Origin of the sequence: Aquabacter spiritensis, from assembly GCF_004346185.1 — a bacterium.
Lineage (GTDB): Bacteria > Pseudomonadota > Alphaproteobacteria > Rhizobiales > Xanthobacteraceae > Aquabacter > Aquabacter spiritensis.
In genome coordinates this window covers 81,949-108,176 of sequence record NZ_SMAI01000018.1, presented here as the reverse complement: position 1 = coordinate 108,176, position 26,228 = coordinate 81,949, and the positions used below count along the sequence as shown (strand labels likewise).

The window sequence follows — 26,228 nt, the reverse complement described above, 5'->3', positions numbered from 1 at the left end:
AAGAGCGGTCTGGGTCGGGCCGGGTTTCTTCAGCATACCCGAATGAATCAAAAACCCCCGGCTCGCGCCAGGGGTTTGTCAGCGGTCTGAGGCCGCCTTCGGGCGGCCTTTTTGTTTGGCCCGGCTCGCGCCCTACATCGTCCAATCGAGCCGTTCAACGCCGGGCGTGAGTCTCAGGCGTTCCACGAGCGGGGGCGGCCGGGACAGTTCCGGCGATCCGCTCCACAGGCTGAAGCGGTATTCCCTTCTCCCTGTTCCGGGCTCGTAGCTCACGGTGAGACGCCGCACGCGGACGTCCTCCTCGTTGAGGATGGTCTCGATGCCGTCCTCGCTCGGTCCATCAGCCCCCAGAACGAGCGTGAGGGTCGCTTCGCGCTCGCGCAGGACGAAGCGCTCGGCATATTTGAGCCCCCACAGGGTGAAGATGCCGACCGCGAAGCCGGCGCCGCCGAGCAGGAACTGGCCCGCCCCGAAGCACAGCCCCAAAATCGAGACGAACCAGAGGGTGGCGGCCGTCGTGACGCCCCGGACCAGTCCGTCGCGCCGGATGATCGCTCCCGCGCCGATGAAGCCCATGCCGGTCAGGACGCCGAGCGGGAGACGCATGACGTCGATCTCGGAAAACGACGTACTGCCCTTGCCGTCGAGGGGAAGCAGAAGATTCGCGCTGATCATGGTGATGCAGGCGGCGATACCCACCAGGATCGTGGTTCGCAGCCCCGCGGCGCGCTCCTGCCATTCGCGATCGAGGCCGATGACCCCACAGCCGAGAAAGGTGCAGAGAAGTCGGAGGCCGAGGTCGGTCCAGTCGGGATACAGCGGCATCGTCATCTCCCCGGCGCGGGCGCTGGGAGACCAACGACGCGGTCAAGCCTGCGTTCCGCAGAGGGCGGGATCCAGATCTAGAAACCCCAGACACCGACCCCGCCATAAAGGCCGGGGCCGGGACCCGGCGGCACGCCGTAAAAGCGCGGCGGCGGGCCGTAATAGACCGGGGGCGGGGGCGCGACCATGACCGGCGGGCCGGGCGGCGCGATCATGACGGGCGGCGGCGCCGAAAAGAGAAGCGGCCCGTCGACATAAGGCGGAGGACCGTCGAAACCGAGATAGGAAGCCGCGACGAAAGCCGGGCCGTTCCAGGCGATGGTGCACCAAGACGGGCTGCAGGCCATCGCCTCGATGGTGGCACCGGCGGGAAGCTGGGAGATGACCGGGAAGTTCGTGCCGGGCCCCGTACGCACGTTCAATTGCCGGAGCACCGTCGCGGAGGTGGCGGCGGCAGGCGTCGCACCCGATAGGAGCGCCGCGAGGCAAACGAGCACCCGTCCGGAACGTTGCATGCGTCATCTCCTCTGCGGCGCGCCGCCGCGCTTCGTCACCCGCCCCCGCCTCGGCGAATCGCCGCTATTGCGCGGTGCGGATCGCGATCACCGCTTGAGCCAGCAATTCGTCCATCGTGCGGCGGATCTGATGATCCGACACGGTCACACCCTTGGCGTCGAAATCGCCTCGGATCTTTCGGAAGACATCCTCATCGCCATGTTCCTCGAGGTCGGCGACGACGACCTCCTTGGCATAGGCCTGCGATTCGTCCTCACCGAGCCCGAGCTTCTCGGCGGCCCACAGACCCAGCAACTTGTTGCGTCGAGCCAGGGCCTTGAACCGGATCTCCTCGTCCATGGCGTAGGCCTTCTCGAAGCCGTCTTCCCGCTTGTCGAACGTGGTCATGGCGGCCCTCATATTGACGTTTTCGTGACAGATAGGGAGGCGTGGCAGCGAAGCCCATCCCTTCCGCGACCTTGAATATAGGGGAGGTTCCCCTAGATCAACGGAAAGGGTGTCGCCGGGAGGATGGCCGGGTCCACGAAAACGGACGAGGACCGTGTCCCCTCCTGAGACAGCGCGTTGTATACCGCCCGGCAATCGGCTAGTGTCCGCCAGGGCGTATCTTGCGCTGCAAGACAGCAAATGATGCGCCCCGCCGAGGAGCGTCACCCGAACGGAGCCTTGGCAACCCAATGGATTTCCTCAATCGACGGTATACCCCCATGAGCCGCCGCCGCCGCATCTACGAAGGCAAGGCGAAGGTCCTGTATGAGGGCCCCGAGCCGGGCACGCTCATCCAGCACTTCAAGGACGACGCCACCGCCTTCAACAACAAGAAGCATGACGTCATCGATGGCAAAGGGGTTCTGAACAACCGAATCTCGGAATATATCTTTTCGCGGCTGAACGAGATCGGAGTGCCCACGCACTTCATCCGCCGGCTCAACATGCGCGAGCAGTTGATCCGGGAGGTCGAGATCATCCCGCTCGAAATCGTGGTGCGGAACGTTGCCGCAGGCTCTCTCTCGACCCGTCTCGGGATCGAGGAAGGGACCGCGCTGCCGCGCTCGATCATCGAATTCTATTATAAGAACGACGCGCTGAACGACCCGCTGGTTTCCGAGGAGCACGTCACGGCCTTCGGCTGGGCGACCACCCAGGAGATCGACGACATCATCGCGCTGGCCATCCGCGTCAACGACTTCCTCTCCGGCCTCTTCCTCGGCGTCGGCATCCGCCTCGTCGACTTCAAGATGGAATGCGGCCGGCTCTGGGAGAACGACATGATGCGGATCGTCGTGGCTGATGAGATCAGTCCCGATTCGTGCCGTCTCTGGGACATCAAGTCCGCCGACAAGCTCGACAAGGACCGCTTCCGCCGCGACATGGGCGGACTGGTGGAGGCCTATTCGGAGGTCGCGCGGCGTCTTGGCATCCTGGGCGAGAACGAGCCCAACCAGGCGAAAGGCCCGCTTCTGGTGAAGTGAGGCCGACGACACTTGATCCCAACTGCGACGGGGGCCATAAGGCCCCCGCTTCCGTTACGAGTGGTGCTGCATGAAGGCGCGTGTGATCGTCACGCTGAAATCCGCGGTTCTGGATCCCCAGGGCAAGGCCATCGAGGGGGCTCTGCGCTCGCTCGGCGTCGCCGGAGTCCAGAGCGTGCGCCAGGGCAAGGTGTTCGACGTCGAGCTCGCCGGCAATGACAAGGCCGCGGCCGAGGGCGTCTTGAAGGAGGCGTGCGACAAGCTGCTCGCCAACACCATCATCGAGACCTATCGGGTCGAATTCGCCGAATGAGACGCGGTGCGCCCGGGCCGGCTCGCATCCGGACCCGGATCGCGCGTCGCTGCAACACGGTTTAGAGCCATGAAGTCAGCCTTAGTTGTTTTTCCGGGGACGAACCGCGAGCGGGATGCCGAGCGCGCGCTGACCCTCGTCGCCGGCGCCAAGGTGACGAAGGTTTGGCATTCGGAAACCGAGCTCCCCTCCCAGACCGACCTCGTCGTGCTCGCCGGCGGCTTCTCCTATGGCGATTATCTGCGCTGCGGGGCGATCGCGGCGCGGGCGAATGTAATGGCGGCGGTGCAGGCGCACGCCAAGCGCGGCGGCCTGGTGCTCGGCATCTGCAACGGCTTCCAGATCCTGTGCGAGGCCGGCATGCTGCCCGGCGTCCTGGTGCGGAACGCGAAGCTCCGCTTCGTCTGCCGCGAGGTTCGCCTCCGGGTCGAGCGCGCCGACACGCCGTTTACCCGCGCCTATCGCAAGGGCGAGGTCCTGCGCATCCCGGTGGCGCATGGGGAAGGCAATTACACCGCCGACGAGGAGACGATCCGCGAGATCGAATCTGAGGGCCGGGTGGCCTTCCGCTATGCGCGGCCCGATGGCGAGATCGACGAGACCGATGGTCCCAACGGCGCCATCAACGGCATTGCCGGTATCTATTCCGAGACCCACAACGTGCTCGGGATGATGCCGCACCCTGAAAATTACATCGAGCCGGCGATCGGCCCGACCGACGGCCGCGGCCTGTTCGAAAGCCTGTCCTCCGCCTTCAAGGCGGCGTGACGGGCGGGGCTGGATCGGCCGGCCATTCTGTAGCATGACGTCGTCGCGGCGACCGGGCCCGGAGCCGCGGCGCGCGATCGGATGGGATCGGACACGTGAATCTTATTCCGAACACCCCGCGTATCACCCCGGAACTCGTGGCCGAACACGGGCTGAAGCCGGACGAATATCAGCGCTTTATCGCGTTGATCGGGCGCGAGCCCAGCCTGACCGAGCTCGGCATCGTCTCGGCCATGTGGAACGAGCATTGCTCGTACAAATCCTCCAAGGTCTGGCTGCGCACGCTGCCGACCACCGGCCCCCGAGTGATCCAGGGCCCGGGCGAGAATGCCGGCGTGGTGGATATCGGTGACGGGCTGGCCGCGGTCTTCAAGATGGAGAGCCACAACCATCCCTCTTTCATCGAGCCCTATCAGGGCGCGGCGACCGGGGTGGGGGGCATTCTGCGTGACGTGTTCACGATGGGCGCACGGCCGATCGCGGCCTTGAACGCGCTCCGGTTCGGCAATTGCCACCATCCGCGCACCCGCCATCTTCTGGCGGGGGTGGTCGCCGGGATCGGCGGCTACGGCAATTCCTTCGGTGTCCCGACGGTCGGCGGCTCGGTCGGATTCCACAGCCGCTATAACGGCAACATCCTGGTCAATGCGATGGCGGTCGGGCTCGCCCGCACCGACGAGATCTTCTACGCGGCGGCGAGCGGCGTCGGCCGCGCCATCGTCTATCTCGGCTCCAAGACCGGACGCGACGGCATCCACGGCGCGACCATGGCCTCGGCGGAGTTCGGCGCCGACGCCGAAGAGAAGCGGCCGACCGTCCAGGTCGGCGACCCGTTCGCGGAAAAGCTGCTGCTGGAAGCCTGCCTCGAAATCATGAAGGCGGGCTGCGTGGTGTCGATCCAGGACATGGGGGCGGCGGGTCTGACCAGTTCGGCGGTCGAGATGGGCGCGAAGGGCGGTCTCGGCATCGAACTCGACCTCGACGCCGTACCGTGCCGCGAAACCGGCATGACCGCTTACGAGATGATGCTGTCGGAGAGCCAGGAGCGCATGCTCATGGTCCTCGCGCCGGGCAAGGAGGCCGAAGCCGAGGCGATCTTCCGGAAATGGGGGCTCGACTTCGCGATTATCGGCCACACCACAGATACGCTGCGCTTCGTGGTCAAGCACAAGGGCCTCGTCGAGGCCGATCTGCCGATCAAGGATCTCGGCGATCAGGCCCCGGAATATTACCGCCCCCACACCGATCCGCAGCCGCGCCCGGTGATCGCCGCCAAGGACGTGCCGGACACGGTGTCGTTGGCGGACGCGCTGGAGCAGCTCGTCATGTCGCCGGACCTGTGCTCCAAGCGCTGGATCTGGGAGCAATACGACCATCTGATCCTCGGCAATACCGTGCAGAAGCCGGGTGGCGACGCCGCCGTGATCCGCGTCGAGGACGGGCCGAAGGCGTTGGCGCTCACCACAGACGTCACGCCGCGTTATTGCGAAGCCGACCCGTTCGAGGGCGGCAAGCAGGCGGTCGCCGAAGCCTGGCGCAACCTGACCGCCGTCGGCGCGACGCCGATCGCGGTGACGGACAATCTGAATTTCGGCAATCCCGAGCGCCCGGAAATCATGGGCCAGTTCGTCGGCTGCGTGAAAGGCATCGGCGCCGCCTGCGAGGCGCTCGATTTCCCCGTCGTGTCGGGCAATGTCAGCCTCTATAACGAGACCAACGGCAAGGCGATCCTACCGACCCCCACGATCGGCGGCGTCGGATTGATCGAGGATCTCGCCAAGAGCATGACCCTCGCCTTCAAGGCGGCCGGCGAGGCGATCTATGTCGTCGGAAAGACCGAAGGCTGGCTCGGCGCCTCCGCCTATCTCTTCACGGTCTGCGACCGCGAGGAAGGCGCACCGCCCCCGGTCGACCTGGTGGCCGAAAAGCGCAACGGCGACTTCGTCCGCAGCCTGATCCATCAGGAACTCGTGACGGCCGTGCACGACGTGTCGGACGGCGGACTTCTGGTGGCGCTCGCCGAGATGGCGATGGCCGGGAATATGGGCGCCTCGCTCGATCGGCCGCACGGCATCCCGGCGCATGCCTTCTGGTTCGGCGAGGATCAGGCACGCTACGTAATCGTGGCGGCGCACGGGCAGGGGCCTGAACTGGTGCGCCGGGCGGAAGCGGCGGGCGTTCCCCTGATGAAGATCGGCAAGACCGGCGGCGACCGGCTCGCGCTGCCCGGGGAGCGTTCGATCTTCGTCGAGACGCTGCGCGATCGGAACGAGACCTGGCTGCCCATCTATATGGGCGCGAGCGCCTGACGGGAGACGACGATGCCGATGCCCGCCGCCGATATCGAGCGCCTGATCAAGCAGGCGCTGCCGGATGCCGAAGTGACGATCCAGGACCTCGCCGGGGACGGCGACCATTATGCCGCGACCATCGTCTCGGAGGCGTTCCGGGGCAAGAGCCGGGTGCAGCAGCATCAGATGGTCTATGCCGCGCTCCAGGGAAATATGGGCGGAGTTCTTCACGCGCTCGCACTGAAGACCTCGGCGCCGGCCTGACGCGTCGGCGCGTGGTTCTGCCTACGATTTGAGCGTGCTGCGCGATTGACCTGCTGCGGTGCAGCATGGAATGAATGTATACATTCATTCCAATCCGAGGCCCCCCATGTCCGCGCCGAACCGCTTATCCGCCGCTTTTGCTGCTGCCCTCCTTTTTCTGCCGGCGGCCGCCTCCGCCCAGTCCCCCAACGGCGTGAAGACGCTGTCCCCGGCCGGCGCGATCAAGCCGACCGGCACCTGGAATCTCGGCACCCGGGCCGGTGATTTCGTGTTCGTGGCCGGCATGCGCGGTATCGATCCGGCGACCAATGCGCTTGTGCCGGGGGACGAGGCGCGGGTGAAGCAGGCCTTCCTGAACATGAAGCTGATCGCCGAATCGGAAGGCGCGACGCTTCAGGACGCCGTGCGTCTGGTGGTGTACGTCACCGACATGTTCCGCTTCCGGCCAGTGGTCAACAAGGTGCAGGAAGAGCTGTGGGGCAAGGGGCCGTATCCGCCGCGCACCATCATCGAGGTCGACCGGCTGAATCAGGACGATATCGTCGAAGTGGAAGGCACCTTCTACGCCCCGGTCAAGAAGTAGCCGGGAGGGCGCGCGCCCCTGAGACGTGCCGGTTGCACCTGCACGGGGGCTCATGCGCCGAAGGCCGCCGCCCGGCCTCCGGCGTCCCCTTGCGCTTTGCCGCCTGAAGACCGATCTTCCCGGTAAGCCGGCGTGCCGGGGCCCCTGTTTGGATGAGAAAGATGAGCATTCGCGAATTCATCGACCGCGAGGTCAAGGGCAATGAGGTGGTGGTGTTCATGAAGGGCACGCCGCAATTCCCCATGTGCGGCTTTTCCGGACAGGTGGTGCAGATCCTCGACCATATCGGCGTGCCGTTCAAAGGCATCAACGTATTGGAATCCGACGAACTGCGTCAGGGCATCAAGGAGTATGCGAGCTGGCCGACCATTCCCCAGATCTATGTGAAGGGCGAATTCCTCGGCGGCTGCGATATCGTCCGGGAGATGTTCCAGGCCGGTGAGCTGATCCCTCTGTTCGAGGAAAAGGGCGTCGCCGTTCGGGACCGCGCGATCGGCTGATCCGATCAGGATCGGGAAAAATCCCGGATCCGCACCAAATGCCCGGGCCTTGGCCCGGGCATTTGTGTTTCAGGTCCGCCCGAAGACGCGCGCGAAGATCGTATCGACGTGTTTCATGTGATAGCCGAGGTCGAACTTCTCGTTGATGTCGTCTTCGGAAAGGAAACGGCGCACCTCGGGATCCTCCAGGAGGAAGGTGCGGAAATCGCCTTCCCCGCGCCAGACTCGCATCGCGTTGCGCTGAACCAGGCGGTAGGACTCCTCGCGGCTCGCGCCCTTCTGGGTCAAAGCGAGCAGGACGCGCTGGGAATGGATGAGCCCGCCGAGCTTGTCCATGTTCCGCTGCATGTTGTCGGCATGCACCACGAGCTTGTCGACGACGCCGGCCAGGCGGGCGAGGGCGAAGTCCAGGGTCACGGTGGCGTCCGGACCGATCATGCGCTCGACCGACGAATGGGAGATGTCTCGCTCGTGCCAGAGCGCGACATTTTCCATCGCCGGCAGCGCATAGGCCCGCACCATGCGGGCGAGGCCGGTCAGATTTTCGGTGAGGACCGGATTGCGCTTGTGGGGCATGGCCGAGGAGCCCTTCTGGGCCTCGGAAAAATATTCCTCCGCCTCGAGCACTTCGGTGCGCTGGAGGTGGCGGATCTCGGTCGCGAGCCGCTCCACCGAGGAGGCGATGACGCCGAGCGTGGCGAAAAACATCGCATGGCGATCGCGCGGGATGACCTGGGTGGAGACCGGCTCGACCGTCAGGCCCATCTTCTCCGCGACATAGGCTTCCACCTTCGGATCGATATGCGCGAAGGTGCCGACCGCACCGGAAATGGCGCAGGTCGCGATCTCCGCGCGCGCCGCCACCATACGGGCGCGGGCGCGCTGGAATTCGGCATAAGCGATGGCGAGCTTGATGCCGAAAGTGGTCGGCTCGGCATGGATGCCGTGCGACCGTCCGACTGTCGGCGTCAGCTTGTGTTCGAACGCCCGGCGTTCCAGCACCGACAGAACCCGGTCGATATCGGCGATCAGAAGGTCCGAGGCGCGAGCGAGCTGGACCGCGAAACAGGTGTCGAGCACGTCGGAGGACGTCATGCCCTGGTGCACGAAGCGTGCATCCGGACCGACGATCTCGGCGAGATGGGTGAGGAAGGCGATGACGTCGTGCTTCACCTCGCGCTCGATCGCGTCGATGCGCGCGACGTCGAACGCCGCGTTCCGCCCCAATTCCCAGATCTTGGCGGCGGCCTCCTTCGGGACGATGCCCAGATCCGCCATCGCCTCGACCGCATGGGCCTCGATCTCGAACCAGATGCGGAACCGGGCCTCTGGGGTCCAGATGTCGGCCATTTCCGGGCGGCTGTAGCGGGGGATCATGGATCGGCTCTTCGGGCGATGAGGAAAGCCAGCCCTCTAACAGATCGCCGCCGCCTCGGGTAGCGCGGCGCTCTGCTCAGAGCGGGGCGGGGGGGCGCGTCAGATGCAGGATCAGCGGCCGCAGGAGATAGGGCAGGAGATAGATCGGGAACTGGGCGAGGGCGACATAGAGCCAGGTGGTTTCCGGCAGGAGCCCGCCGGTCGCCGCCACCATCAGGCCGAGATTCCGGTTGCCCGCCGCGTACCCCATGATCACGTCCTGGCCGCCGCCGACCCAGCGGAACACGAAAAGGGTCGAGATCAGGCCGACCAGAGTGACGAGGAAGGCAAGCCCGGTCAGCGAGGCGACCAAAAGGGGATCTGCAATGGCATAGGCCGTCACCCCGTCCATGAAGGCCACCGCCATGACGAGCAGCAGCAGGACGTTGATGCCGTTGAGATGATCGTTCCACGCGGCGATGCGGGGGCGGCCGATCCCGGCCCGCAGCCCGAGCCCCGCGCCCGCGGTGCCGGCCAGAATGACGGCGAGGCGGCCCGCGAGCGCGACGCCATCGAGGGTCAGCGCCCCGTCGGTAAAGAACGCGACGAGAACCGGCGCCGTGAACGGCACGGCAACGAGGCACGACACCATCACAGCGAGGCTCAAAGTGGCGTCGAGCCCGAGCATGGCGGCGAAGGCCGGGGTCGACATGATCGGTGGTCCGGCGGCCTGCATCATCAGAGCCAGCAGGATGCCGTTGTCGGACGGCGGCAGAAGCGTGCTGACGATATAGCCGAACACGGCGGGTAGCACGCCCATGATCCAGACGAGGGCGAACAGAACCGCCCGCCCATGGCGCCCGCGCCGAACCTGCCCGAGATCCGTGCGGAGGAACGAGATCACCAGCAGAGCGACGATGCACGGCAATAAGAGCGGCTTCGCCAGCGCCGCCGCCGGCGGCACGAGCAATCCGAGAAAGATGCTGGCGGCAATGGCGCGCGGGCCGTGGCGGCCGAGGGCGGCGAGCAGACTCAGGGGATGATAAGGGGGCATATCGGGGATCTGATGGGGAGTGCCATCCTCGCCTCCGCCGGTCCGCCCGGCAACCGGGTCTGGCGCATGGCCGCATTGCCGGATAAGACCGCCACGCGCATGTCGTCCGCCTTTTCCCGTTGCGGCGGCGGGTTTACCCTTGCGCGTGCCTTCGGGGCGCGGATGCCGGAGCAAAGCTTTGCAGTATGTGTCGACCCGCGGCGAGGCGCCGCCTCTCTCTTTTGCCGACGCACTTCTCGCGGGGCTGGCGCGCGATGGCGGCCTCTATGTGCCGCAGACCTGGCCGACCTTTTCCACCGACGAGATCGCTGCGCTCGCGGGAAAGCCGTATGCCGACGTCGCGCGCGCCGTGATCGGGCCGTTCGTCGACGGCGCGATTGCCGCCCCGGCGCTCGATCTGATGATTTCCGACGCCTATCACGGGTTTCGGCACCCCGCGACGACCCCTCTGGTGCAGGTTGCGCCGAACCGGTTCGTCCTGGAGCTGTTTCACGGCCCGACCTTGGCCTTCAAGGACGTGGCGATGCAGCTTCTGGCGCGCCTCATGGACCATGTCCTGTCGCAGAGAAATGCGCGGGCGACCATTGTCGGCGCGACCTCCGGCGACACCGGCAGCGCGGCCATCGAGGCGTTCCGCCATTCCGACGCGGTCGACGTCTTCATCCTCTATCCCCACAAGCGGGTCTCCGAGGTGCAGCGTCGGCAGATGACCACCGTGGGCGGACCCAATGTCCATGCCATCGCGGTCGAGGGCACGTTCGACGATTGCCAGAGCCTCGTGAAGGCGATGTTCAACCACCTCGCCTTCCGCGACCGCTTGGCGCTGGCGGGGGTCAATTCCATCAATTGGGCGCGGATCGTCGCGCAGATCGTCTATTATTTCTATGCCGCCACGGCGCTCGGCGCACCGGGCCGGGAGGTGTCCTTCGTCGTTCCGACCGGCAATTTCGGCGACATCTTCGCCGGATGGGCGGCCAAGCGGATGGGCCTCCCGATCCGCGATTTGACCATCGCGACCAATGTGAACGACATCCTCGCCCGCACCATCGAGACCGGACGCTACGAGGTGCGCGGGGTGCAGCCGTCTTCCTCGCCCTCGATGGATATCCAGGTCTCCTCGAATTTCGAGCGCCTTCTGTTCGAGGCGCTGGACCGGGATGCCGCAGCGCTCCGGGGGCTCATGGCCTCGCTCGCCCAGTCCGGCACCTTCACGATACCGCGCGAAGCGTTCGCCGCCATCGTCAGCGACTTCTCCGCCGGACGCGCGGACGAACCCGAAACGGCTGCCACGATCGCCCGCAAGTTCCGTGACACCGACTATCTGGTGGATCCCCACACGGCCGTGGCCCTGACCGTCGCGCGCAAAATCGAGCACAGCGCCCGCATTCCCCAGATCGTGCTCTCGACCGCGCATCCGGCAAAATTTCCCGATGCCGTCGAGGCCGCGACCGGCCGCCGGCCGATCCTGCCGCCGCACATGGCGGACCTGATGACACGCAAGGAAAGGCTCAGCATCCTGCCGAACGATCAAACCGCCGTCGAAGCCTATATCTCGCGCCATTCCCGCATCGCCTCCGGGGCGGCGGCATGAGCATGAATGTCCGGCGCACCCGTCTCGACAATGGCGTGACGGTCATCTCCGAGGCCATGCCCCATCTCGGCACCGCCTCGCTCGGCATCTGGATCGGGGCCGGTGCGCGGGACGAGGCGGAAGACGAGCACGGCATCTCCCATCTCCTTGAGCACATGGCCTTCAAGGGCACGCGCCGCCGCTCGGCGCGCCGCATCGCCGAGGAGATCGAGCAGGTCGGCGGCGATATCAATGCCGCGACCTCGGTCGAACAGACCTCCTACAATGTGCGGGTTCTGGGGGAGGATGTCGGGCTCGGCCTAGACATCCTGTCCGACATCCTCACCGAGCCGGCCTTCGCCGCCGACGAACTGGCGCGCGAAAAGAACGTCATCGTCCAGGAGATCGGGGCGGTGATGGACACGCCCGACGATCTGGTGTTCGACCTCTTCCAGGAAGCGGCGTTCCCCGGCCAGGCGGTCGGACGTTCCATCCTCGGCACGCCGGAGACGGTGCGGGGATTCGACCGGAACCGGCTCGGCGCCTATCTCGGACGCACCTATCGCGGCCCCCGGATGGTGGTGGCCGCCGCCGGAGCCGTCGATCACGACCAGCTCGTCGCCGAGGCCGGGGAGCGGCTGCGGGGAATTGCGCCGGATCAGAAGCCGCACGCGCCGCCTGCACTTTATGCCGGTGGCATCTCGCTCACCCCGCGGGACCTCGAACAGGTCCACGTCGTGTTGGGTCTCGAAGGTCGGGCCTACGGCGATCCCGGCTATCACGCCCTCCAGGTGCTGACGAATCTGCTCGGGGGCGGCATGTCTTCGCGCCTGTTCCAGGAAGTGCGGGAAGCGCGCGGCCTGTGCTATTCGATCTATGCGTTCCACTGGTCCTATGCCGATGCCGGCCTGTTCGGCATCTATGCCGGCACCGACGATGCGGACGTTGCGGAATTGACCGATGTCGTGATCGACCAGCTGACCGATACGGCGGAGACGGCGACGCATCTGGAGGTCGCCCGCGCCAAAGCGCAGATGAAGGTCGGCCTGCTCGCGGCGCTGGAAAACTCGGGTGCGCGCGCCGACCAGTTGGCGCGCCAGATCCTGGTCTTCGACCGGGTCATTCCGGTGGAAGAAATCGTGGCCAAGGTCGAGGCGGTGACGGTGGAGGATGTGCGGACCGCGGCCCGCGATCTCGTCGGCGGGGGGCGGCCGGTCCTTGCGGCCATCGGTCCGCATGCGGGGCTTGAACCGGCCGCGCGTGTGGTGGAACGTCTGACCAAGGGTGCGGGGCGCGGCCGGCCGGTGTGATCGGGCCGCTCATCGCCTTTTGGGACGGGTGGTGTCGGGCGGCTCGATGAGCTTGGCATGTGGTTCTTGAGAACGATTTTCTCCACCGAGGTCCTCCCGACGATTCCGGGGGAGGGCGTCTATATGCGCGTCCCTCAGGCCGGCGACTTCGTCGCGTGGCGGGACCTGCGTGCCGAGAGCCGTGCCTTTCTCACCCCTTGGGAACCGCTCTGGCCCTCCGACGACCTGACGCGCGGGGCCTTCCGCCGCCGTCTGCGCCGCTATGCCCGCGACATGCTGCGCGACGAAGCCTATCCCCTGTTCCTGTTCCGCGCGGATGACGACCGCCTCCTGGGCGGGCTGACTTTGTCGAACGTCCGGCGCGGCATCTGCCAGGCAGCGAGCCTCGGCTATTGGATGGGGGAGCCCCATGCCGGACGCGGCTATATGACGGCCGCCGTTTCGGCGCTGCTGCCGGTGGCGTTCGAGGCGCTGGGCCTGCACCGCATCGAGGCGGCGTGCATGACCAACAATCTGGCGTCGATTCGCCTGCTGGAAGGCGTCGGCTTCACCCGCGAGGGCTTTGCACGGCAATATCTCTGTATCAACGGGGCGTGGGAGGACCACCTCCTGTTCGCCCGCCTCCGCGGGGATGCCAGGACGGGCCGCGACCGAACCGGCGCGCAAGAGCGTTCCGCATCGTCGTTCGCGGCGCAATAAAGCCCGACTTCGCCGCGGGCATCGGCCGAAGCCGACGATATATCGAGATATCGAGACTTCGGGATCAGTTGCCCGCGGCACCCGCCGAAGCGGGGGGAAGGGCTGTCGGCTTGGCGAGCTGCTCGATCACCGAGCGCACGGCGGCTTCCCCCATGCCGCGGTTGCGCACCGCCTCCAGCAGCGGCTGTGCTGCGCCCGAGCGCTCGATCAGGCTTCGCGGATCGAGCATGACATAAGGACTGCCCCACGGCCCCTGGACGATGAAGGGCAGATCGAAGGGCGGCCGCTGCCGATCGCCGGGCGCCACCGGTGCATTCGCGAGAAACGCGTGGCCCTGCAGGTCGATATCCTGGCGCCCGACCGCAACCAGGCCTTCGAGAGAGAGCTGCACCTGCTTGCCCTCCACCCGCGCCCGTTCGATGGTGGCGACCCCCCGGGCGAGCGTGATCTTGGCGGAAAGCCGGTCGAATTGCGTGCGCCCGCCGCGGAAGTCGCCGCCGCCCGAAAGGGGACGGCGTTCGATCCGCCGCAACACCTGCGCGACATCGATGCCAGCGATGGCGCCATTCGATGCTTTCAGGGCGACCGACCCCGAAAGCGACCGGGCGATCGCGTCGAAGCTCCGCCCCGTCCCCTCCAGCGAGGCCTCGACGTCGCCCGATCCTTCGATCCGGCGCATGCCGAGCAGATCTCCGAACGCGCGGTCGAGGGCTATGCCGGTCCCATCGGCCTTCAAACGCAGAACCGCGCCGTCGGCCACCGGCGCGACGTCGAGCGAGGCCCGGACCATGCCGCCCCAGGCCTTCGCCGTGCCCAATGCCACGACGAGGCGGCCGGATTGCAGGACGGCGCTGGTCGCCACGCGCTCAAAAATACTGTCCCCGGACCGGATCCGTGCGGCGGAAAGGCGGAGATCGAGATCGACGCGGGCGAGGGGCGCCAAATTGAACCTGTCCTCGTCCCAGGCTCCCCCGGGGCCGTCCGTCACGCTCATCCGGCCGTAGCGGGACAGATCGAGCGCGCCGGCGGCGAAGGTTCCGACCAAAGCGGGCCGCGGCCCGTCCAGCTTGAGGCTCAGCGCCCCTTCGCTGCGGTTCCCGTCCAGCTCGGCGGCGATCGAGGTCAGTTCGATGCCGGAATGCCGGGCGGAGATCGCGCCCGTGAAGCTGAATTTCTGCAGGCCGCCATCGAGCGCGACCGGCGCCCCGACCCAGTCCAGAAGGTCGCGCAGCGATCCTGCTTCGCCGCTGACTTCCCCCTCCGCCACCGCGCCCTCGCCGGAAGTGGCGGACCCGCGGAAGCGCAGCCAGGCGGAATCCCCCGACGTCAGATGCAGACGCACGGCGCTCGGCTTGCCGGCCAGAAAGGCGGCCGCATCGGCGAGTTCGAGTTCGCCATCGGTCACCCGGTCACGCCACACAAAGGCGATCTTGGCTGCGAGACCGCCGCCACCGGCGGAGCGGTCGAGCCGGGCATCGATCCCGCTGATCAGTTCCTCGGTCAGCCCGTCCGTGTTGCGGAGTGCGACCGTGCCGCCGACCAGCCGAAGCTCGGGCAAGTTGGGTCCGCCCATCAGCTTGAGCAGCGGGGGCGCGAGAGGCGGAACCCGTCCACTGACGACGAAGGTCGGACGGTCCAGGGTGACATCGGCGATTTCGAGCCGGCCGAGGAAGAGCGGCAGCAGACGCAGCCGCGCCACCGCGCCTTCCGCATCGAGGGACAGGCCCTTGCCGACGGGAAATACCACCTTGTCCAGCACCACGCTGGGGGCTGGGACGAGCCGAAGATAGGGATCGCCGGTGAAACGCACGGGCTGGCCGGTGGACTTGCCGATCGCATCCACCGTCACCTTGCGCAACTCGGACGTCGGGACGAGCCAGGTGGCGGCTGAAAGGAGTCCGAGTCCGGCGAGGGCCAAGCCGCCCACCATGACTGTCGACAGGACCACGACCTTGCGGGCGGATGCGCCGAATGTCACCAGCAGAAATTCCGATCTTGAATCGAGGCGCGCGCGACCGCAGGGCGGTCCCGCTGCGACTCTCTTTCACGTGGCCGGCACCATCGTGACGCTCTGTGTCGCTTTCATGGCTGCCCGGCGGGGAGCGGGAAACCGGCGGAATCCGGTTCGAATCGAACGAAAGCCTTTTCGTCGCCCCGGATCGCGCTCTATGTCTTTTGACGTGCGACGATGCGAACTTGCGGTGCGTTGGGCCTTTGCGCTAGGCCAGCCGGAAGCAAGGGAGGGGACAATGAGCGAAGCCGAACACCCACTTTATCAACCGGACGCAGCCCGCGTCGCCTCCACGCACATCGCCGCTTTCATCAAGCAGGTGAACGCGCGCCACGGGACCGACCTGCACACCTATAAGGACCTGCACGCTTGGTCGGTCGGCGACCCCGGCGCGTTCTGGAGCCTGGTGTGGGACGACTGCAAGGTGATCGGCGAGAAGGGCGAGCGCGCCCTCATCCACGCCGACAAGATGCCCGGCGCACAATTCTTCCCGGACGGCCGGCTGAACTTCGCGGAAAATCTCCTGCGGAAGACCGGTGGCGGCGAGGCGATGGTCTTCTGGGGCGAGGACAAGGCCAAGGCCCGCGTCACCCATGACGAACTGAACGCCTTGGTCTCTCGGCTCCAGCAGGCGCTGAAAGCCGAAGGGGTCGGCGTCGGCGACCGGGTTGCGGCGATGATGCCCAATATGCCGCAGACCGTCGCGATCATGCTGGCGGTCGCGTCGCTCGGGGCCATCTTCTCGTCCTGCTCGCCGGATTTCGGCGAGCGCGGCGTGCTGGACCGGTTCGGCCAGATCCAGCCGAAAGTGTTCTTCTGCTGCGACGGCTATTGGTACAATGGCAAGCGCGTCGCCATCGCGGACAAGCTGGTCCAGGTCGCCGCCGGCCTGCCGAGCGCCGCGAAGATCGTCGTGGTGCCGTATCTCGGCGAGGCCGAAGCCGTGGCCGAACGGCTGGCGCCGCGCGGCGCGACGCTCGACAGCTTCTTGGAAGCCTATGCGCCGACCTCCGTCACGTTCGAGCGCGTGCCCTTCAATCAGCCGCTCTACATCTGCTTTTCCTCCGGCACGACCGGCGTCCCGAAATGCATCGTTCACGGCGTCGGCGGCACGCTGCTTCAGCACATGAAGGAGCACCGTTACCAGAGCGACTTCAACGAGGGCGACCGCCTGTTCTATTTCAGCACCTGCGGCTGGATGATGTGGAACTGGCTGGTCTCCGGCCTCGCGATCGGCGCGACCTTGTGCCTGTATGACGGCTCGCCCTTTGCGCCGACCCCGGCCATTCTGTTCGATTATGCCCAGGCGGAGCGCTTCACGCTGTTCGGAACGTCGGCGAAATATATCGATTCGCTGCACAAAGAAGGCCTGCGCCCGTGCGACACGCACGATCTGTCGAGCGTGAAGCTGATCACCTCGACCGGGTCGCCTCTGGCTGCCGAGGGCTTTGATTATGTGTACGACGCCATCAAAGGCGACGTGCCGCTCGCTTCGATTTCCGGCGGTACGGACATCATTTCCTGCTTCGTCCTCGGCGATCCCACCTCGCCGGTCTGGCGCGGCGAGATCCAGGCGCCGGGGCTCGGCATGGCGGTCGACGTCTGGTCGGAGGAGGGGCGTCCGGTCCGCGAGGAGCGCGGCGAACTGGTCTGCACCCGGCCCTTCCCCTCGATGCCGGTGATGTTCTGGAACGACCCGGACGGCGCGAAATATCACGCCGCTTATTTCGATCGCTTCCCGAATGTCTGGTGCCACGGCGATTTCGCGCTTTGGACCAAGCATGGCGGCATGGTGATCCTCGGCCGCTCCGATGCGACGCTGAACCCGCAGGGCGTTCGGATCGGCACGGCGGAAATCTATGCCCAGGTCGAGCAGGTGCCGGAAGTGATGGAATCGGTCGCGATCGGCCAGGAATGGGACAATGACGTGCGCGTCGTCCTGTTCGTGCGCCTGCGCGAGGGCGTGACGCTGGACGACGCCCTGACGGGCCGCATCAAGACCCAGATCCGTACCGGGGCGAGCCCGCGCCACGTGCCGGCCAAGATCGTGCAGGTCGGCGACATCCCGCGCACGCGGTCCGGCAAGATCACCGAACTGGCGGTGCGCGAAGTGGTGCACGGCCGTCCCGTGAAGAACACCGAGGCGCTGGCCAATCCCGAAGCCCTGGTCGAGTATCGCGACTTGGCCACCTTGCAGAGCTGAGCCGCGCGCCAGACCTCAGCCGACCGCGGTCGGGGCGCCTTGCGCCTCGCCGCGGCGTGCACTGGAGGATTGCGTCGCACCGAAAGCCGCACCTGAGATGCGGGCAAGAATGACGACCGGAACCAGTCCGACCAGAACCACCAGCAGCGCGGCGAGCGCTCCGTCCTCGTAGGTCCCGCGCGCGGCCTCCCCGTAAATGTGCGTGGCCAGTGTCTCGACGCCGAGCGGGCGCAGCAGCAGGGTCGCCGGCAATTCCTTCATGCCGTCGACGAACACCATCAAGGCGGCGGTCGCGAGCGCCGGGCGGAGCAAGGGGAGGTGGATGCGCCGCACGGCCGAGGCCCCTGTCGCGCCGAGACTGCGCGCCGCCATGTCGAGATGCGGCGACATGCGCGTGAACCCGGCCTCGAGACCGCCGATGGGGATGGCGAGGAAACGGATCGCATAGGCGATCACGAGGGCGCCGCCCGACCCGGAGATCAGCAATCCCGTCGAAACACCGAACGTTTCCCGAGCCGCCGCATCCACCCAATTGTCGAAGCCGGCGAGAGGCGTCAAAAGGCCGATCGCGAGGACGGTGCCGGGAACGGCATAGCCGAGGCTCGCGATCCGCGCGAGCACGCTCGCCGCGGGGCGTGCGGACAGGCGTTGGCCGACCGTGACCACGAGGCCGAGGGCGATGGCGACCAGGGTTCCGCCCCCCGCCAGAAGGGCGCTGTTGCGCGCCTCCAGAAGCAAGGCCGGCGACAGGCCGCTGAATTCCAGGCGCTGGGCCGCAGCGGTGGCGAGATGCCAGACCGGCGCAACGAATCCGAGCAGGACGGGCAGCGCACAGAGGAGCGTCGCGCCCGCCGCTTTGCCGCCGCGCAGGCAAACCCGCGCAGGCGGACGACCCGCCGCTGCGGTGGTGTAGCGGGCGCGCCGCCGTGCCAAGCGCTCGGCGGCCACCAGAACGAGCACCAGAGCCAGCATGACCAGCGCGATCTGCGCCGCGCCGGGGAGGTTGGAGCGGTTGACCCAGGTCGCATAGATCGAAACGGTCAGCGTCCGTACGCCGAGGAATTCGGAGGCGCCGATGTCGCCGAGCACTTCGAGCAGGACCAGGGTCAGACCGGCGACGATCGCGGGGCGCGCCATCGGCAAGGCGATCCGCAGCGCGGCCCGGGTGCGGCTCGCGCCGAGCGAGCGGGCGACATCGAGCGCCGCCGCCGACTGCATCAGAAACGAGGCGCGGGCCGAGAGATAGACATAGGGATAGAGAACGCAGGAGAGGACGAAAATGCACCCGCCGACCGAGCGGACGTCCGGCAGCCGGAAATCGCGGGGCGAGGCGATGCCCAGGGCGAAGCGCAGCACGCCCTGGACCGGGCCCAGCGGGTGCAGCAGGTCGAGATAGGAATAAGCGACGATGTAACCGGGCAAGGCCAGCGGCAGAAGCAGCGCCCAATCGAGGAGGCGACGCCCGGGAAATTCGCAGGTCGCGACCAGAAAGGCGCAGGGGACGGCGACGAAGAAAGACAATAGCCCGACGCCTGCGAGCAGGATCAGAGTCTGGCTCACCGCATCGGGTAGGACATATGCGATCAGATGGGGCCAGAGGTCGCCGGAACCGCGCGCCGCGATGATGCCCAGAGCGAGGATCGGCAGCAGGACAAAGCCCGCGACGAGGGCCGGGGCGACCAAAAGCAAGGCGCCCCGCCGCCGGCCAAAGGCCGAGGCGAGGCGCCTGTTCCTGGAGATGATGTGCGGCGGCACCCGCGGCTCAGCTGTCGAAGCCGACCTTGTCGATCAGCTCGCTGGCCTTCTTGCGCGCCTTGGCGATGTCGACCAGAGAGATCGGATCGACGGTCAGCGGGCCGAGGGCGGCGATGACGGGATCGATCGCGGCGCCCTTGAGGACCGGATATTCGAAATTCGCCTTGGCATAGATCGCCTGCATTTCGGGCGAGACCGCAAACTCCAGAAGCTTGACGGCATTCGACTTGTTGGGGGCGTTCTTGGCCACCGCCGCGCCGGAGACGTTGACGTGCGTGCCGCCGCCCTCGAAGGTCGGCAGGAGCACGGCAATCCCGTCGCCCCACTTCTGCTGCTCCGGGCCGCCTTTGCCGGAGCGCATCAACCCGACATAATAGGAATTGCCGATCGCCAGCTCGCAGATCCCGCCGACGATGTCCCGGGCGCCCTCGCGGTCGCCGCCGGTCGCCTTGCGGGCGAGGTTCGCCTTGACGCCGCGCAGCCAGGCTTCGGTCTTGGCCTCGCCGTGATGGACGAGATAGGCCGCTGTGAGGGCGACATTATAGGGGTGCTGCCCCGAGCGGATGCAGATTTTGCCTTTGTATTTCGGGTCGGCGAGATCCTCGTAATGGATCCCGGTGAGCTTCGCGTCCTTGGCCGCATAGACCAGACGTGCGCGCAGCGACAGAGCGTACCAATTGCCCTGCGGGTCGCGCAGATTGGCGGGTACGGCTGCGGTGAGGACCGGGGTCTCCACCGGCTGGGTCACGCCGGCATCGACCACATCAAGCAGATTGCCGACGTCGACCGTCATCAGCACGTCGGCGGGAGAGGCGGCGCCTTCGGCCTTGACGCGCTCGGCGAGGCCGTCCTTGACGAACACGCTGTGCACGCGCACGCCGGTCGCCTTGGTGAAGGCCTCGAAGAGCGGGGCGGCGAGCGCGGGTTCGCGGGTGGTATAGACGTTCACGACCTCTTCGGCGGCCGCCGGGCCAGCGGCGAGCCCAAGAGCGGCGAGCGATACGGCCGCGAGAGCGCCGCAAAGGGTGCGGCGCACCAGGGATATTGTGGGCGATGTCCCGGACATGGCTTCCTCCTCCCGCTAAGGCGGCGCGCGCGCATCGCCTTGCTGATGGACCATCGCCTAACGTCACGCGGCCTGCTGCGTCAATGAAAGAGCAAGTGATCGTAAAAGGTTAGAGGAAATCTAAACTAATTCTTGGCGCGTCGATGCAGATGTCTTGCTGTCGCGACATGGTCTTCAACGCAATCCGCCGCGATCCTTTCGGACCGCGGCGGTGCAGGACGGGCTTGAACGTCCGCAGATCGCGCCTCGTGCGAAGGCGCGCCGGAAGCTCAGTCGGATTCGAGTTCGCCGATATGGTGCTGCGCGTAGAGCTGGACGCCGATACGGGCCACCAGATCGAGCTGCGTCTCGAGGAAGTCGATATGGCCTTCCTCGTCCGTCATCAGCTCCTCGAACAGGTCGCGGCTCGGGAAGTCCTTGACGGAGTGGCAATAGGCGGCGGCTTCCTGATACAGCGCGCGTGCGCCTTCCTCGGCGGCCAGATCGGCTTCGAGGATTTCCTTCACGTCCTGGCCGATGCGCAGCGGTTCGAGGACCTGCATGTTCGGAAAACCGTCGAGGAACAGGATGCGGTCGACGAATTTGTCGGCGTGCACCATCTCCTCGATCGATTCCGCGCGCCACTTCTTTGCCAGGGCCTTGAATCCCCAATTGTCGAGCATGCGGTAATGCAGCCAATACTGGTTGATCGCCGTCAGCTCGGACCGAAGGCCCCGATTGAGATATTCGATGACCTTGGTATCGCCCTTCATGCTTCCGCTCCTTGCCCTGCGCCGCAGGGGCGCCCCGCTACCCTCGAATAAGACTTAGAGGAATTCTAAACTCATTGCAACATCTCGCCAAAAGGTCCGCCCCACCTCCGGCTCACTCCGCCGCGATCAGCTTTGCAGTCAAGGAAGCCGCAGGGCACTCTGCGGGGCAGGCGGCGCAGGAGCCGTGAACCTGATCCATGATCGCGCGAATGGTGCGCGCGCAGCGCCCGCATTGCGGCGAGCAGCCGAGGCAGCGATACACCTCGCCGGGAGACCGCACGCCGGAGGACGTCGCGAGGGCGTCGCGAACCTGATGATCCGAAAAGACATTGCAGGAGCAGACAATCATCTGGCTGACTTCGCGTTCGGCTCGGTTGGCGTTCGTTGGTCGGCGGTTGCTTCAAGAAATGATGGGGCCAGCTTCGAAACCCGACATACTTGCAGTTTAGATTTCTTCTAAATCATTGTTTCCTTGATAGTTTTCGCAAACTGCCGGGCCTCGCGTCAATCCCGGTCAGATGCGACATGGTGCCAAGACCACCAAATGTGAAGAAATCACGCCGTAGATTCTAATCATTCTATTCTGTGAACCGCTCCCCACCGCCGCATGCCGCAGATGTCGCGTCCGATTCCGCCGATCAGGACATCGGAGCGAAACGACATCTCCTGTGGGGAGGCGGACCTCAGGCGGGAAGGTGGATCTCGCACAGCAAGCCGCTCTCCACCCCGCGGCGCAGACGAAGCTCGCCGCCATTGGCCCGCATGACGGCGGCGATCCGCGCCATCCGGAAGGGCAGCCCCGCACTGGTGAAGCGGTCCGACGTGCCCGCCGCCCTGAATGGTGAGAGCGCCTGGGCGATCTCTTCCTCGGTGAGGCCGGCGCCGCCGTCGCGGATCATCACGACGACGCCCGGATCCGCCTTGCGACGGCGCGCGGAAACGATCACCTGCCCGCCCGAGGGGGTGGCGCGCACCGCTTCTTCCAAGAGCAGGCGAAGGGCGCGGGCGAGCGCTTCGGGGTCGAACCAAGTGTCGAGGCCCGTTTCGCAATCCTGCCGGATGAGGATGCGGCGGCGGCGGGCGCTCGGGATGATATGGTCGATCGCCGCATCGAGCACCGCATTGATGTCGACGGCTTCCCGGCCATCCTCGGTGGAGACTGGAAGCAGGTGCTCGATGTCCGCGAGGCTTGCAAGCAAATGTTGCCCCGCGAGCGCCGCCGCCTCCGCCTGCTTCGCATAGCGGCTGTTGCCGACCGGTCCGAAGGTCGAGGCACGAACGGCTTCGACGAAACCGAGGATGCTGGTGAGTGGCACCCGCACGGCGTGCGACATGCGCCGCACGAAGGGTTCGACCGGCGTGGCGGGATCGTGGGGGGGCGCCCAGGACATCAGGACCGAAGCAGCGGCTGGGACCGCCGGCGCGTCGCGCTGCGCGGTCTCGGCGGCGGAAGGCGGCCGTAGGATCAGGCAGAAGCGGGGCGGCATCTCCGTCGCTCGCGCAAGGACCGCCTCCATCGGGGTCTCCCGACCGATTCGGTGGCGCAGCGTGACGCTGGCCTGGCCGGGGGGGCTGCCCTCGGGGGCGGCGGCGGCGGCGTCGAGGAGGCCCACGGCGGCGCTCTGGCTGGCGCTGGAGAACAGCAGGGCGAAGGGTTCGCCGCGCAGTTCGTCGCGGGCGAACCCGCTGAGATCGGCGGCAGCACGGTTTAATTCATCGATGGAACCCGCTTGATCCAGCACGAACACGGCGTAAGGAACGACATCTAACGCCTGTGATCTCGCCAGCGCGCGCTCGGCGCCGACATCGGCCGGGGGAATGGACGGGGGGGCATCCTCGATCCGGCGCACGACGGTGAGCCGTGCCGTCTCGCCCCGCCAGGGCACGGACATCACCCGCACCTCGACCGGCAGACGCGCCCCGTCCACCCCGTCCATCTCGAACCGCCCGCGCCCCTGCGCCGCGGGCACGAGCCGGGCCCCAAGGCCCCCCGTGGCGGCGAAGGCGGACCTGTCGCCTGTGCCGGCCCAGGCCAGAAGCGTGGCATTGACGTGAACCAGATCGCCGCCCTGCTCGACGGCGAGGCCGAAGGGCAGCGTGTCGAGCAGCGTCTCGTCCAGCGGCACGCGGGCCGCGGGCAGGATCGTCGGCGCGGGGCGGGCGGCGGGCGGCGGGGCGGCAGTGCCGTCCGGATCGGGGGCGGGCGGAGAGGGCGCGTCGGCGGGCGGCTCCGCCTCGGCCATGGGGGACAGGGTCGGGCTCGCCTCGGGTGCGCGCGGCGTCTCGTGACCGGGCGTTTCGGGGGGCGGCGCCGTCGAGGCCCGGACCCTGGCGTCTGGAGAGTCTGAAACGATCGCGGCATTGGGCGGCGCGTGAAAGACGGGTGCGGGCGGGGAGACCGGGGCGGGCGAAACCGGGGGAGCGGGCGGCGCGGCCGGCTTGGGCCATCCGTCGATCGCGTCGGTCAAAGTGCGGGCGATCTCGTGAAAAGCGGACCGCTCGCGCGGGGAAAGGGTCCCGCCGCGCAGCGGCACGACGTTCCGGGCCGCTTCCGGTTCGGCCGCCTCGGGGGAGGCGTCCCAGATCAGGCCGAACCCGCGTATGCCGATGCGGCGTTTGGCACCGTCGAACAACGGGACGCCGCCGATTTCGATCCGGCGCGCCGCCGCCCCGCCGGTCCAGAGCACCGCATTGGAAAAGCTCGCCCCGGCCGCCATGAGGTCGACGACCGGCGCCACGTCGCGCAGCACGCCGTCGGCGGCGAGATCGGCGAAGGTGCGTCCCCTCCACGCGGAGAGGCGGGGCGCCAGCGCGTCGACGAAGGCGGGCGAGAGGGCACAGAGGCGGCCCTGCGCGTCGGCCTCCCAGGTGAAGCGAAGCGGGCGCGCGGCGTCCCGGCGGGGTCCGGGCTGCGGGCCGCCGGGATCCAGGGGCGTCGGTGTGGTCGGTGCGAGGGCGCGGGGATCGGCGAACAGGACCAGCCGGCCGAGGGCGGAAGACATGGTGGTGCAGGAAAAGACGACCGGCACGAAGCCGGTCGGGAGCCGGACGCGTTCGAGGCGCGCGGTCGGGCTCGCCGCCGCCGCCACGGTGCGGGCGACGATCTTCGCGCCCATCGGCGCGCTCGCCCCTTCGATCACGCCGAGGCCGGCACAAGGCGGGGTCGCGGCGACCACCTTGGCGTCCGGCATGGAGACGAGAAAAGACGCGTACTCCGCCCGGCGCAGCGCTGCGAAGGCCGGCTCGTTCAGGGACAGCAGGCGGGAGGTATGCTCGCTCATGACCTCGCACGTGAAACGCCCGAAAGGGCATTGCGGCCAAAGCCGCTCGGAACCGCATCTCAAGGTGACATTTAAAGATTAACAGCCCGCCTTGCACGGCGTTCGTCGCAGGCCTGTTTTATTGTGACGGCATACGTAGGGTTGCGGGCCGCAGAATGCCCGTTTTGAACGCGGGAGCCGGAACGCGCTTGTGCGACACGACCTAACCCCTTGAGCGCAGACCGATAAGGCAGGCTCTCGCAGCGATTAAGGAATTCCATCGCGGCAAAACCGCATCTAAGATCGCCAGGGAGCGGCCGGTGCTGGCAAGCCCCAACGCCCGAGGAGTGACGACGATGACAGGAAAGTTCGGTCCGGACTTCGAGCTGCCCGCGGAACTGCGGGCCATTGCCGAGAAGAATGTCGCGCAGGCACGGCAGGCGTTCGACACCATGTTCGACACCGCCCGCAGCGCGGTCGGGGACTCCGAAGGGCGCATGGAAGAGGTGCGCTCCGGAATGAAGGAACTGCGCCAGAAAACCCTCGGCTTGGTCGAGGCGAACGTGAATGCGAGCTTCGAGTTTCTCACCAAGCTGGTGCAGGCCCGCTCGCCGCAGGAAGTGCTCAGTCTCCAGACCGCCTTCGTGACCGAGCAGGTTCAGGCGGTGGCGAGCCAGGCAGCGGCGCTCGGCAGCGATGCCCGCACGCTCGGCGAATCCACCGTCCGCTCGCTTGACGAGCATGCCCGCGCCTTGTCCGAGCGGGTGCAGGCCCTCGGCGCGGCCGCCACGGCCCATGCCAAGTCGGTGGCCGAGGACATGCAGAGTGCCGCCGGCAAGGCGATGGACGCCAGCAAGCCGTCGGACCCCAACCAGACCTATTGAGCCTGCCCACGGTCCGCCGATTGTGCGGCGCAAAATTTTCTTTTGTGCCGCACTCTTCTGTGGGTTATGATGTTTGAGGGATTGTGGATCACGGGGGCCGGGTGCGGTCGCAGCCGGAGCGTCGTTGGGACACTGCCAGCCCATTGCGCATCAACCTGCCAACAGCGCACCGAGGACATCATGAACGAAACCTTTGCCAAGGCGTTCCAGGATCAGATGGCCGCTGCCAGCAGCGCCTTCTCGAAATTCGAAGTTCCCGCTCCGTTCCGCGATATGGCGGAGAAGAGCGTCCAGACCGCTCGCGGCAATTACGAGAAGTTCAAGACGGCGGCCGAGCAGACCACCGACATGTTCGAAGATACGTTCTCGACGTCGGCCAAGGGTGTCGCCGAGTACAATGTAAAGTCGCTGGAAATCCTGCGCACCAACATGAATTCGGCGTTCGACTTCTTCGCCTCCGTGCTGACGGCGAAGAGTCCTTCCGAGGCGGTCGAACTGTCCACCGCCCATCTGCGCCAGCAATATGAGAGCCTCCAGGCCCAGGCCAAGGAGCTGTCCAGCCTCGCCCAGAAGATCGCGACCGACACCTCCGAACCGATCAAGTCGTCGGTCGAGAAGACCTTCCGCACCGCCGCCTGATCCGCGGATTGCCCTGATTTCGTCGAAGCGTCGGGTCGTCCCCGACGCTTCTTTCGTTTGCGGCGCAGCATCCATTCGCGCCTTGACGCCGCCCCCCGGTCTTGCGAAGACCCCGGCCTATGTCGCATCCTCAAAAG

At 66.8% G+C, this 26,228-nt stretch carries 24 protein-coding genes; 13 read left to right on the top strand and 11 right to left on the bottom strand.

The annotated features are described in order from the left end of the window. Positions 1–132: 132 nt before the first annotated feature. The 3 genes from EDC64_RS21430 to EDC64_RS21420 all read right to left on the bottom strand — a co-directional run bounded on the left by EDC64_RS21430 (position 133) and on the right by EDC64_RS21420 (position 1,728). Entirely contained in the window at positions 133–825 is a 693-nt protein-coding gene (locus EDC64_RS21430; RefSeq protein WP_245504829.1) for an MgtC/SapB family protein, read from the bottom strand. Positions 826–902: 77 nt separating this feature from the next. Further along, entirely contained in the window at positions 903–1,340 is a 438-nt protein-coding gene (locus EDC64_RS21425) for an SH3 domain-containing protein (protein ID WP_132035352.1), read from the bottom strand. Positions 1,341–1,404: 64 nt separating this feature from the next. Further along, a complete protein-coding gene (locus EDC64_RS21420) occupies positions 1,405–1,728 on the bottom strand; it encodes a DUF1476 domain-containing protein (protein ID WP_132035349.1) in 324 nt (107 codons plus the stop codon). Between the two features lie 290 nt (positions 1,729–2,018). Between EDC64_RS21420 and purC the strand changes: the two genes are divergently transcribed. From purC to grxD, 7 genes are all read left to right on the top strand, one after another. Then, positions 2,019–2,813, top strand: coding sequence for a phosphoribosylaminoimidazolesuccinocarboxamide synthase (gene purC / locus EDC64_RS21415; RefSeq protein ID WP_132035346.1), 795 nt, complete (start codon positions 2,019–2,021; stop codon positions 2,811–2,813). Positions 2,814–2,883: 70 nt separating this feature from the next. Next, entirely contained in the window at positions 2,884–3,126 is a 243-nt protein-coding gene (gene purS / locus EDC64_RS21410; protein ID WP_132035343.1) for a phosphoribosylformylglycinamidine synthase subunit PurS, read from the top strand. A gap of 69 nt (positions 3,127–3,195) precedes the next feature. Continuing rightward, positions 3,196–3,894 carry a phosphoribosylformylglycinamidine synthase subunit PurQ gene (purQ, locus tag EDC64_RS21405; RefSeq protein ID WP_132035340.1) on the top strand — a complete coding sequence of 233 codons (699 nt, stop codon included), beginning with the start codon at positions 3,196–3,198 and terminating at the stop codon, positions 3,892–3,894. Positions 3,895–3,998: 104 nt separating this feature from the next. Then, entirely contained in the window at positions 3,999–6,203 is a 2,205-nt protein-coding gene (gene purL, locus EDC64_RS21400) for a phosphoribosylformylglycinamidine synthase subunit PurL (protein ID WP_132035383.1), read from the top strand. 12 nt (positions 6,204–6,215) lie between these two features. After that, complete coding sequence (locus EDC64_RS21395) at positions 6,216–6,449, top strand: BolA family protein (RefSeq protein WP_132035337.1); 234 nt, start codon at positions 6,216–6,218, stop codon at positions 6,447–6,449. 106 nt (positions 6,450–6,555) lie between these two features. Next, entirely contained in the window at positions 6,556–7,032 is a 477-nt protein-coding gene (locus EDC64_RS21390; protein ID WP_132035334.1) for a RidA family protein, read from the top strand. A gap of 161 nt (positions 7,033–7,193) precedes the next feature. Then, entirely contained in the window at positions 7,194–7,532 is a 339-nt protein-coding gene (gene grxD / locus EDC64_RS21385; protein WP_132035331.1) for a Grx4 family monothiol glutaredoxin, read from the top strand. Between the two features lie 69 nt (positions 7,533–7,601). Here the strand turns inward: grxD and purB are convergent, their stop codons facing one another. Together purB and EDC64_RS21375 are read right to left on the bottom strand one after the other, a co-directional pair. Beyond that, positions 7,602–8,909, bottom strand: a complete 1,308-nt coding sequence (gene purB, locus EDC64_RS21380; RefSeq protein WP_132035328.1) for an adenylosuccinate lyase — start codon at positions 8,907–8,909, stop codon at positions 7,602–7,604. A gap of 76 nt (positions 8,910–8,985) precedes the next feature. Next, the gene (locus EDC64_RS21375; RefSeq protein ID WP_132035325.1) at positions 8,986–9,942 is read right to left on the bottom strand and encodes a hypothetical protein; all 957 of its coding nucleotides are present in this window, start codon (positions 9,940–9,942) and stop codon (positions 8,986–8,988) included. A 178-nt stretch (positions 9,943–10,120) separates the two neighbouring features. On the opposite strand from EDC64_RS21375, the gene thrC reads away from it, so the two are divergent. The 3 genes from thrC to EDC64_RS21360 are packed head-to-tail and all read left to right on the top strand — an operon-like array spanning position 10,121 to position 13,521. Next, positions 10,121–11,533 carry a threonine synthase gene (gene thrC / locus EDC64_RS21370; protein WP_132035322.1) on the top strand — a complete coding sequence of 471 codons (1,413 nt, stop codon included), beginning with the start codon at positions 10,121–10,123 and terminating at the stop codon, positions 11,531–11,533. Between the two features lie 2 nt (positions 11,534–11,535). Next, positions 11,536–12,822 carry a M16 family metallopeptidase gene (locus EDC64_RS21365; protein ID WP_132035380.1) on the top strand — a complete coding sequence of 429 codons (1,287 nt, stop codon included), beginning with the start codon at positions 11,536–11,538 and terminating at the stop codon, positions 12,820–12,822. Positions 12,823–12,879: 57 nt separating this feature from the next. Continuing rightward, complete coding sequence (locus EDC64_RS21360) at positions 12,880–13,521, top strand: GNAT family N-acetyltransferase (RefSeq protein WP_132035319.1); 642 nt, start codon at positions 12,880–12,882, stop codon at positions 13,519–13,521. Between the two features lie 64 nt (positions 13,522–13,585). Here EDC64_RS21360 and EDC64_RS21355 read toward each other — a convergent pair whose 3' ends face one another. Further along, positions 13,586–15,499: an AsmA family protein gene (locus EDC64_RS21355; RefSeq protein ID WP_132035316.1), complete on the bottom strand. Its 1,914-nt coding sequence runs from the start codon at positions 15,497–15,499 to the stop codon at positions 13,586–13,588. A 271-nt stretch (positions 15,500–15,770) separates the two neighbouring features. On the opposite strand from EDC64_RS21355, the gene EDC64_RS21350 reads away from it, so the two are divergent. Beyond that, on the top strand, positions 15,771–17,735 hold the full coding sequence (locus tag EDC64_RS21350; RefSeq protein ID WP_132035313.1) for an acetoacetate--CoA ligase: 1,965 nt from the start codon (positions 15,771–15,773) through the stop codon (positions 17,733–17,735). 15 nt (positions 17,736–17,750) lie between these two features. Here EDC64_RS21350 and EDC64_RS21345 read toward each other — a convergent pair whose 3' ends face one another. The 5 genes from EDC64_RS21345 to EDC64_RS21325 all read right to left on the bottom strand — a co-directional run bounded on the left by EDC64_RS21345 (position 17,751) and on the right by EDC64_RS21325 (position 24,589). Next, on the bottom strand, positions 17,751–19,424 hold the full coding sequence (locus tag EDC64_RS21345; protein WP_245504828.1) for an ABC transporter permease: 1,674 nt from the start codon (positions 19,422–19,424) through the stop codon (positions 17,751–17,753). 73 nt (positions 19,425–19,497) lie between these two features. Then, positions 19,498–20,556 carry an extracellular solute-binding protein gene (locus EDC64_RS21340; protein ID WP_132035310.1) on the bottom strand — a complete coding sequence of 353 codons (1,059 nt, stop codon included), beginning with the start codon at positions 20,554–20,556 and terminating at the stop codon, positions 19,498–19,500. A 269-nt stretch (positions 20,557–20,825) separates the two neighbouring features. Further along, positions 20,826–21,308, bottom strand: a complete 483-nt coding sequence (gene bfr, locus EDC64_RS21335; RefSeq protein ID WP_132035307.1) for a bacterioferritin — start codon at positions 21,306–21,308, stop codon at positions 20,826–20,828. A gap of 112 nt (positions 21,309–21,420) precedes the next feature. Next, positions 21,421–21,657, bottom strand: a complete 237-nt coding sequence (locus tag EDC64_RS21330) for a (2Fe-2S)-binding protein (protein WP_132035304.1) — start codon at positions 21,655–21,657, stop codon at positions 21,421–21,423. Between the two features lie 334 nt (positions 21,658–21,991). Continuing rightward, the gene (locus tag EDC64_RS21325) at positions 21,992–24,589 is read right to left on the bottom strand and encodes a PAS domain-containing sensor histidine kinase (protein WP_132035301.1); all 2,598 of its coding nucleotides are present in this window, start codon (positions 24,587–24,589) and stop codon (positions 21,992–21,994) included. A gap of 335 nt (positions 24,590–24,924) precedes the next feature. On the opposite strand from EDC64_RS21325, the gene EDC64_RS21320 reads away from it, so the two are divergent. Together EDC64_RS21320 and EDC64_RS21315 are read left to right on the top strand one after the other, a co-directional pair. Then, positions 24,925–25,452, top strand: a complete 528-nt coding sequence (locus EDC64_RS21320; RefSeq protein WP_132035299.1) for a phasin family protein — start codon at positions 24,925–24,927, stop codon at positions 25,450–25,452. A 180-nt stretch (positions 25,453–25,632) separates the two neighbouring features. Next, on the top strand, positions 25,633–26,091 hold the full coding sequence (locus EDC64_RS21315) for a phasin (RefSeq protein ID WP_132035296.1): 459 nt from the start codon (positions 25,633–25,635) through the stop codon (positions 26,089–26,091). Positions 26,092–26,228: the final 137 nt, after the last annotated feature.

Coding starts and splice junctions, on each gene's coding strand:
- EDC64_RS21430 (WP_245504829.1), bottom strand. CDS start 825: ATGCCGCTGTATCCCGACTGGACCGACCTCGGCCTCCGACTTCTCTGC.
- EDC64_RS21425 (WP_132035352.1), bottom strand. CDS start 1,340: ATGCAACGTTCCGGACGGGTGCTCGTTTGCCTCGCGGCGCTCCTATCG.
- EDC64_RS21420 (WP_132035349.1), bottom strand. CDS start 1,728: ATGACCACGTTCGACAAGCGGGAAGACGGCTTCGAGAAGGCCTACGCC.
- purC (WP_132035346.1), top strand. CDS start 2,019: ATGGATTTCCTCAATCGACGGTATACCCCCATGAGCCGCCGCCGCCGC.
- purS (WP_132035343.1), top strand. CDS start 2,884: ATGAAGGCGCGTGTGATCGTCACGCTGAAATCCGCGGTTCTGGATCCC.
- purQ (WP_132035340.1), top strand. CDS start 3,196: ATGAAGTCAGCCTTAGTTGTTTTTCCGGGGACGAACCGCGAGCGGGAT.
- EDC64_RS21395 (WP_132035337.1), top strand. CDS start 6,216: ATGCCGATGCCCGCCGCCGATATCGAGCGCCTGATCAAGCAGGCGCTG.
- EDC64_RS21390 (WP_132035334.1), top strand. CDS start 6,556: ATGTCCGCGCCGAACCGCTTATCCGCCGCTTTTGCTGCTGCCCTCCTT.
- grxD (WP_132035331.1), top strand. CDS start 7,194: ATGAGCATTCGCGAATTCATCGACCGCGAGGTCAAGGGCAATGAGGTG.
- purB (WP_132035328.1), bottom strand. CDS start 8,909: ATGATCCCCCGCTACAGCCGCCCGGAAATGGCCGACATCTGGACCCCA.
- EDC64_RS21375 (WP_132035325.1), bottom strand. CDS start 9,942: ATGCCCCCTTATCATCCCCTGAGTCTGCTCGCCGCCCTCGGCCGCCAC.
- EDC64_RS21365 (WP_132035380.1), top strand. CDS start 11,536: ATGAATGTCCGGCGCACCCGTCTCGACAATGGCGTGACGGTCATCTCC.
- EDC64_RS21360 (WP_132035319.1), top strand. CDS start 12,880: ATGTGGTTCTTGAGAACGATTTTCTCCACCGAGGTCCTCCCGACGATT.
- EDC64_RS21350 (WP_132035313.1), top strand. CDS start 15,771: ATGAGCGAAGCCGAACACCCACTTTATCAACCGGACGCAGCCCGCGTC.
- EDC64_RS21340 (WP_132035310.1), bottom strand. CDS start 20,556: ATGTCCGGGACATCGCCCACAATATCCCTGGTGCGCCGCACCCTTTGC.
- bfr (WP_132035307.1), bottom strand. CDS start 21,308: ATGAAGGGCGATACCAAGGTCATCGAATATCTCAATCGGGGCCTTCGG.
- EDC64_RS21330 (WP_132035304.1), bottom strand. CDS start 21,657: ATGATTGTCTGCTCCTGCAATGTCTTTTCGGATCATCAGGTTCGCGAC.
- EDC64_RS21325 (WP_132035301.1), bottom strand. CDS start 24,589: ATGAGCGAGCATACCTCCCGCCTGCTGTCCCTGAACGAGCCGGCCTTC.
- EDC64_RS21320 (WP_132035299.1), top strand. CDS start 24,925: ATGACAGGAAAGTTCGGTCCGGACTTCGAGCTGCCCGCGGAACTGCGG.
- EDC64_RS21315 (WP_132035296.1), top strand. CDS start 25,633: ATGAACGAAACCTTTGCCAAGGCGTTCCAGGATCAGATGGCCGCTGCC.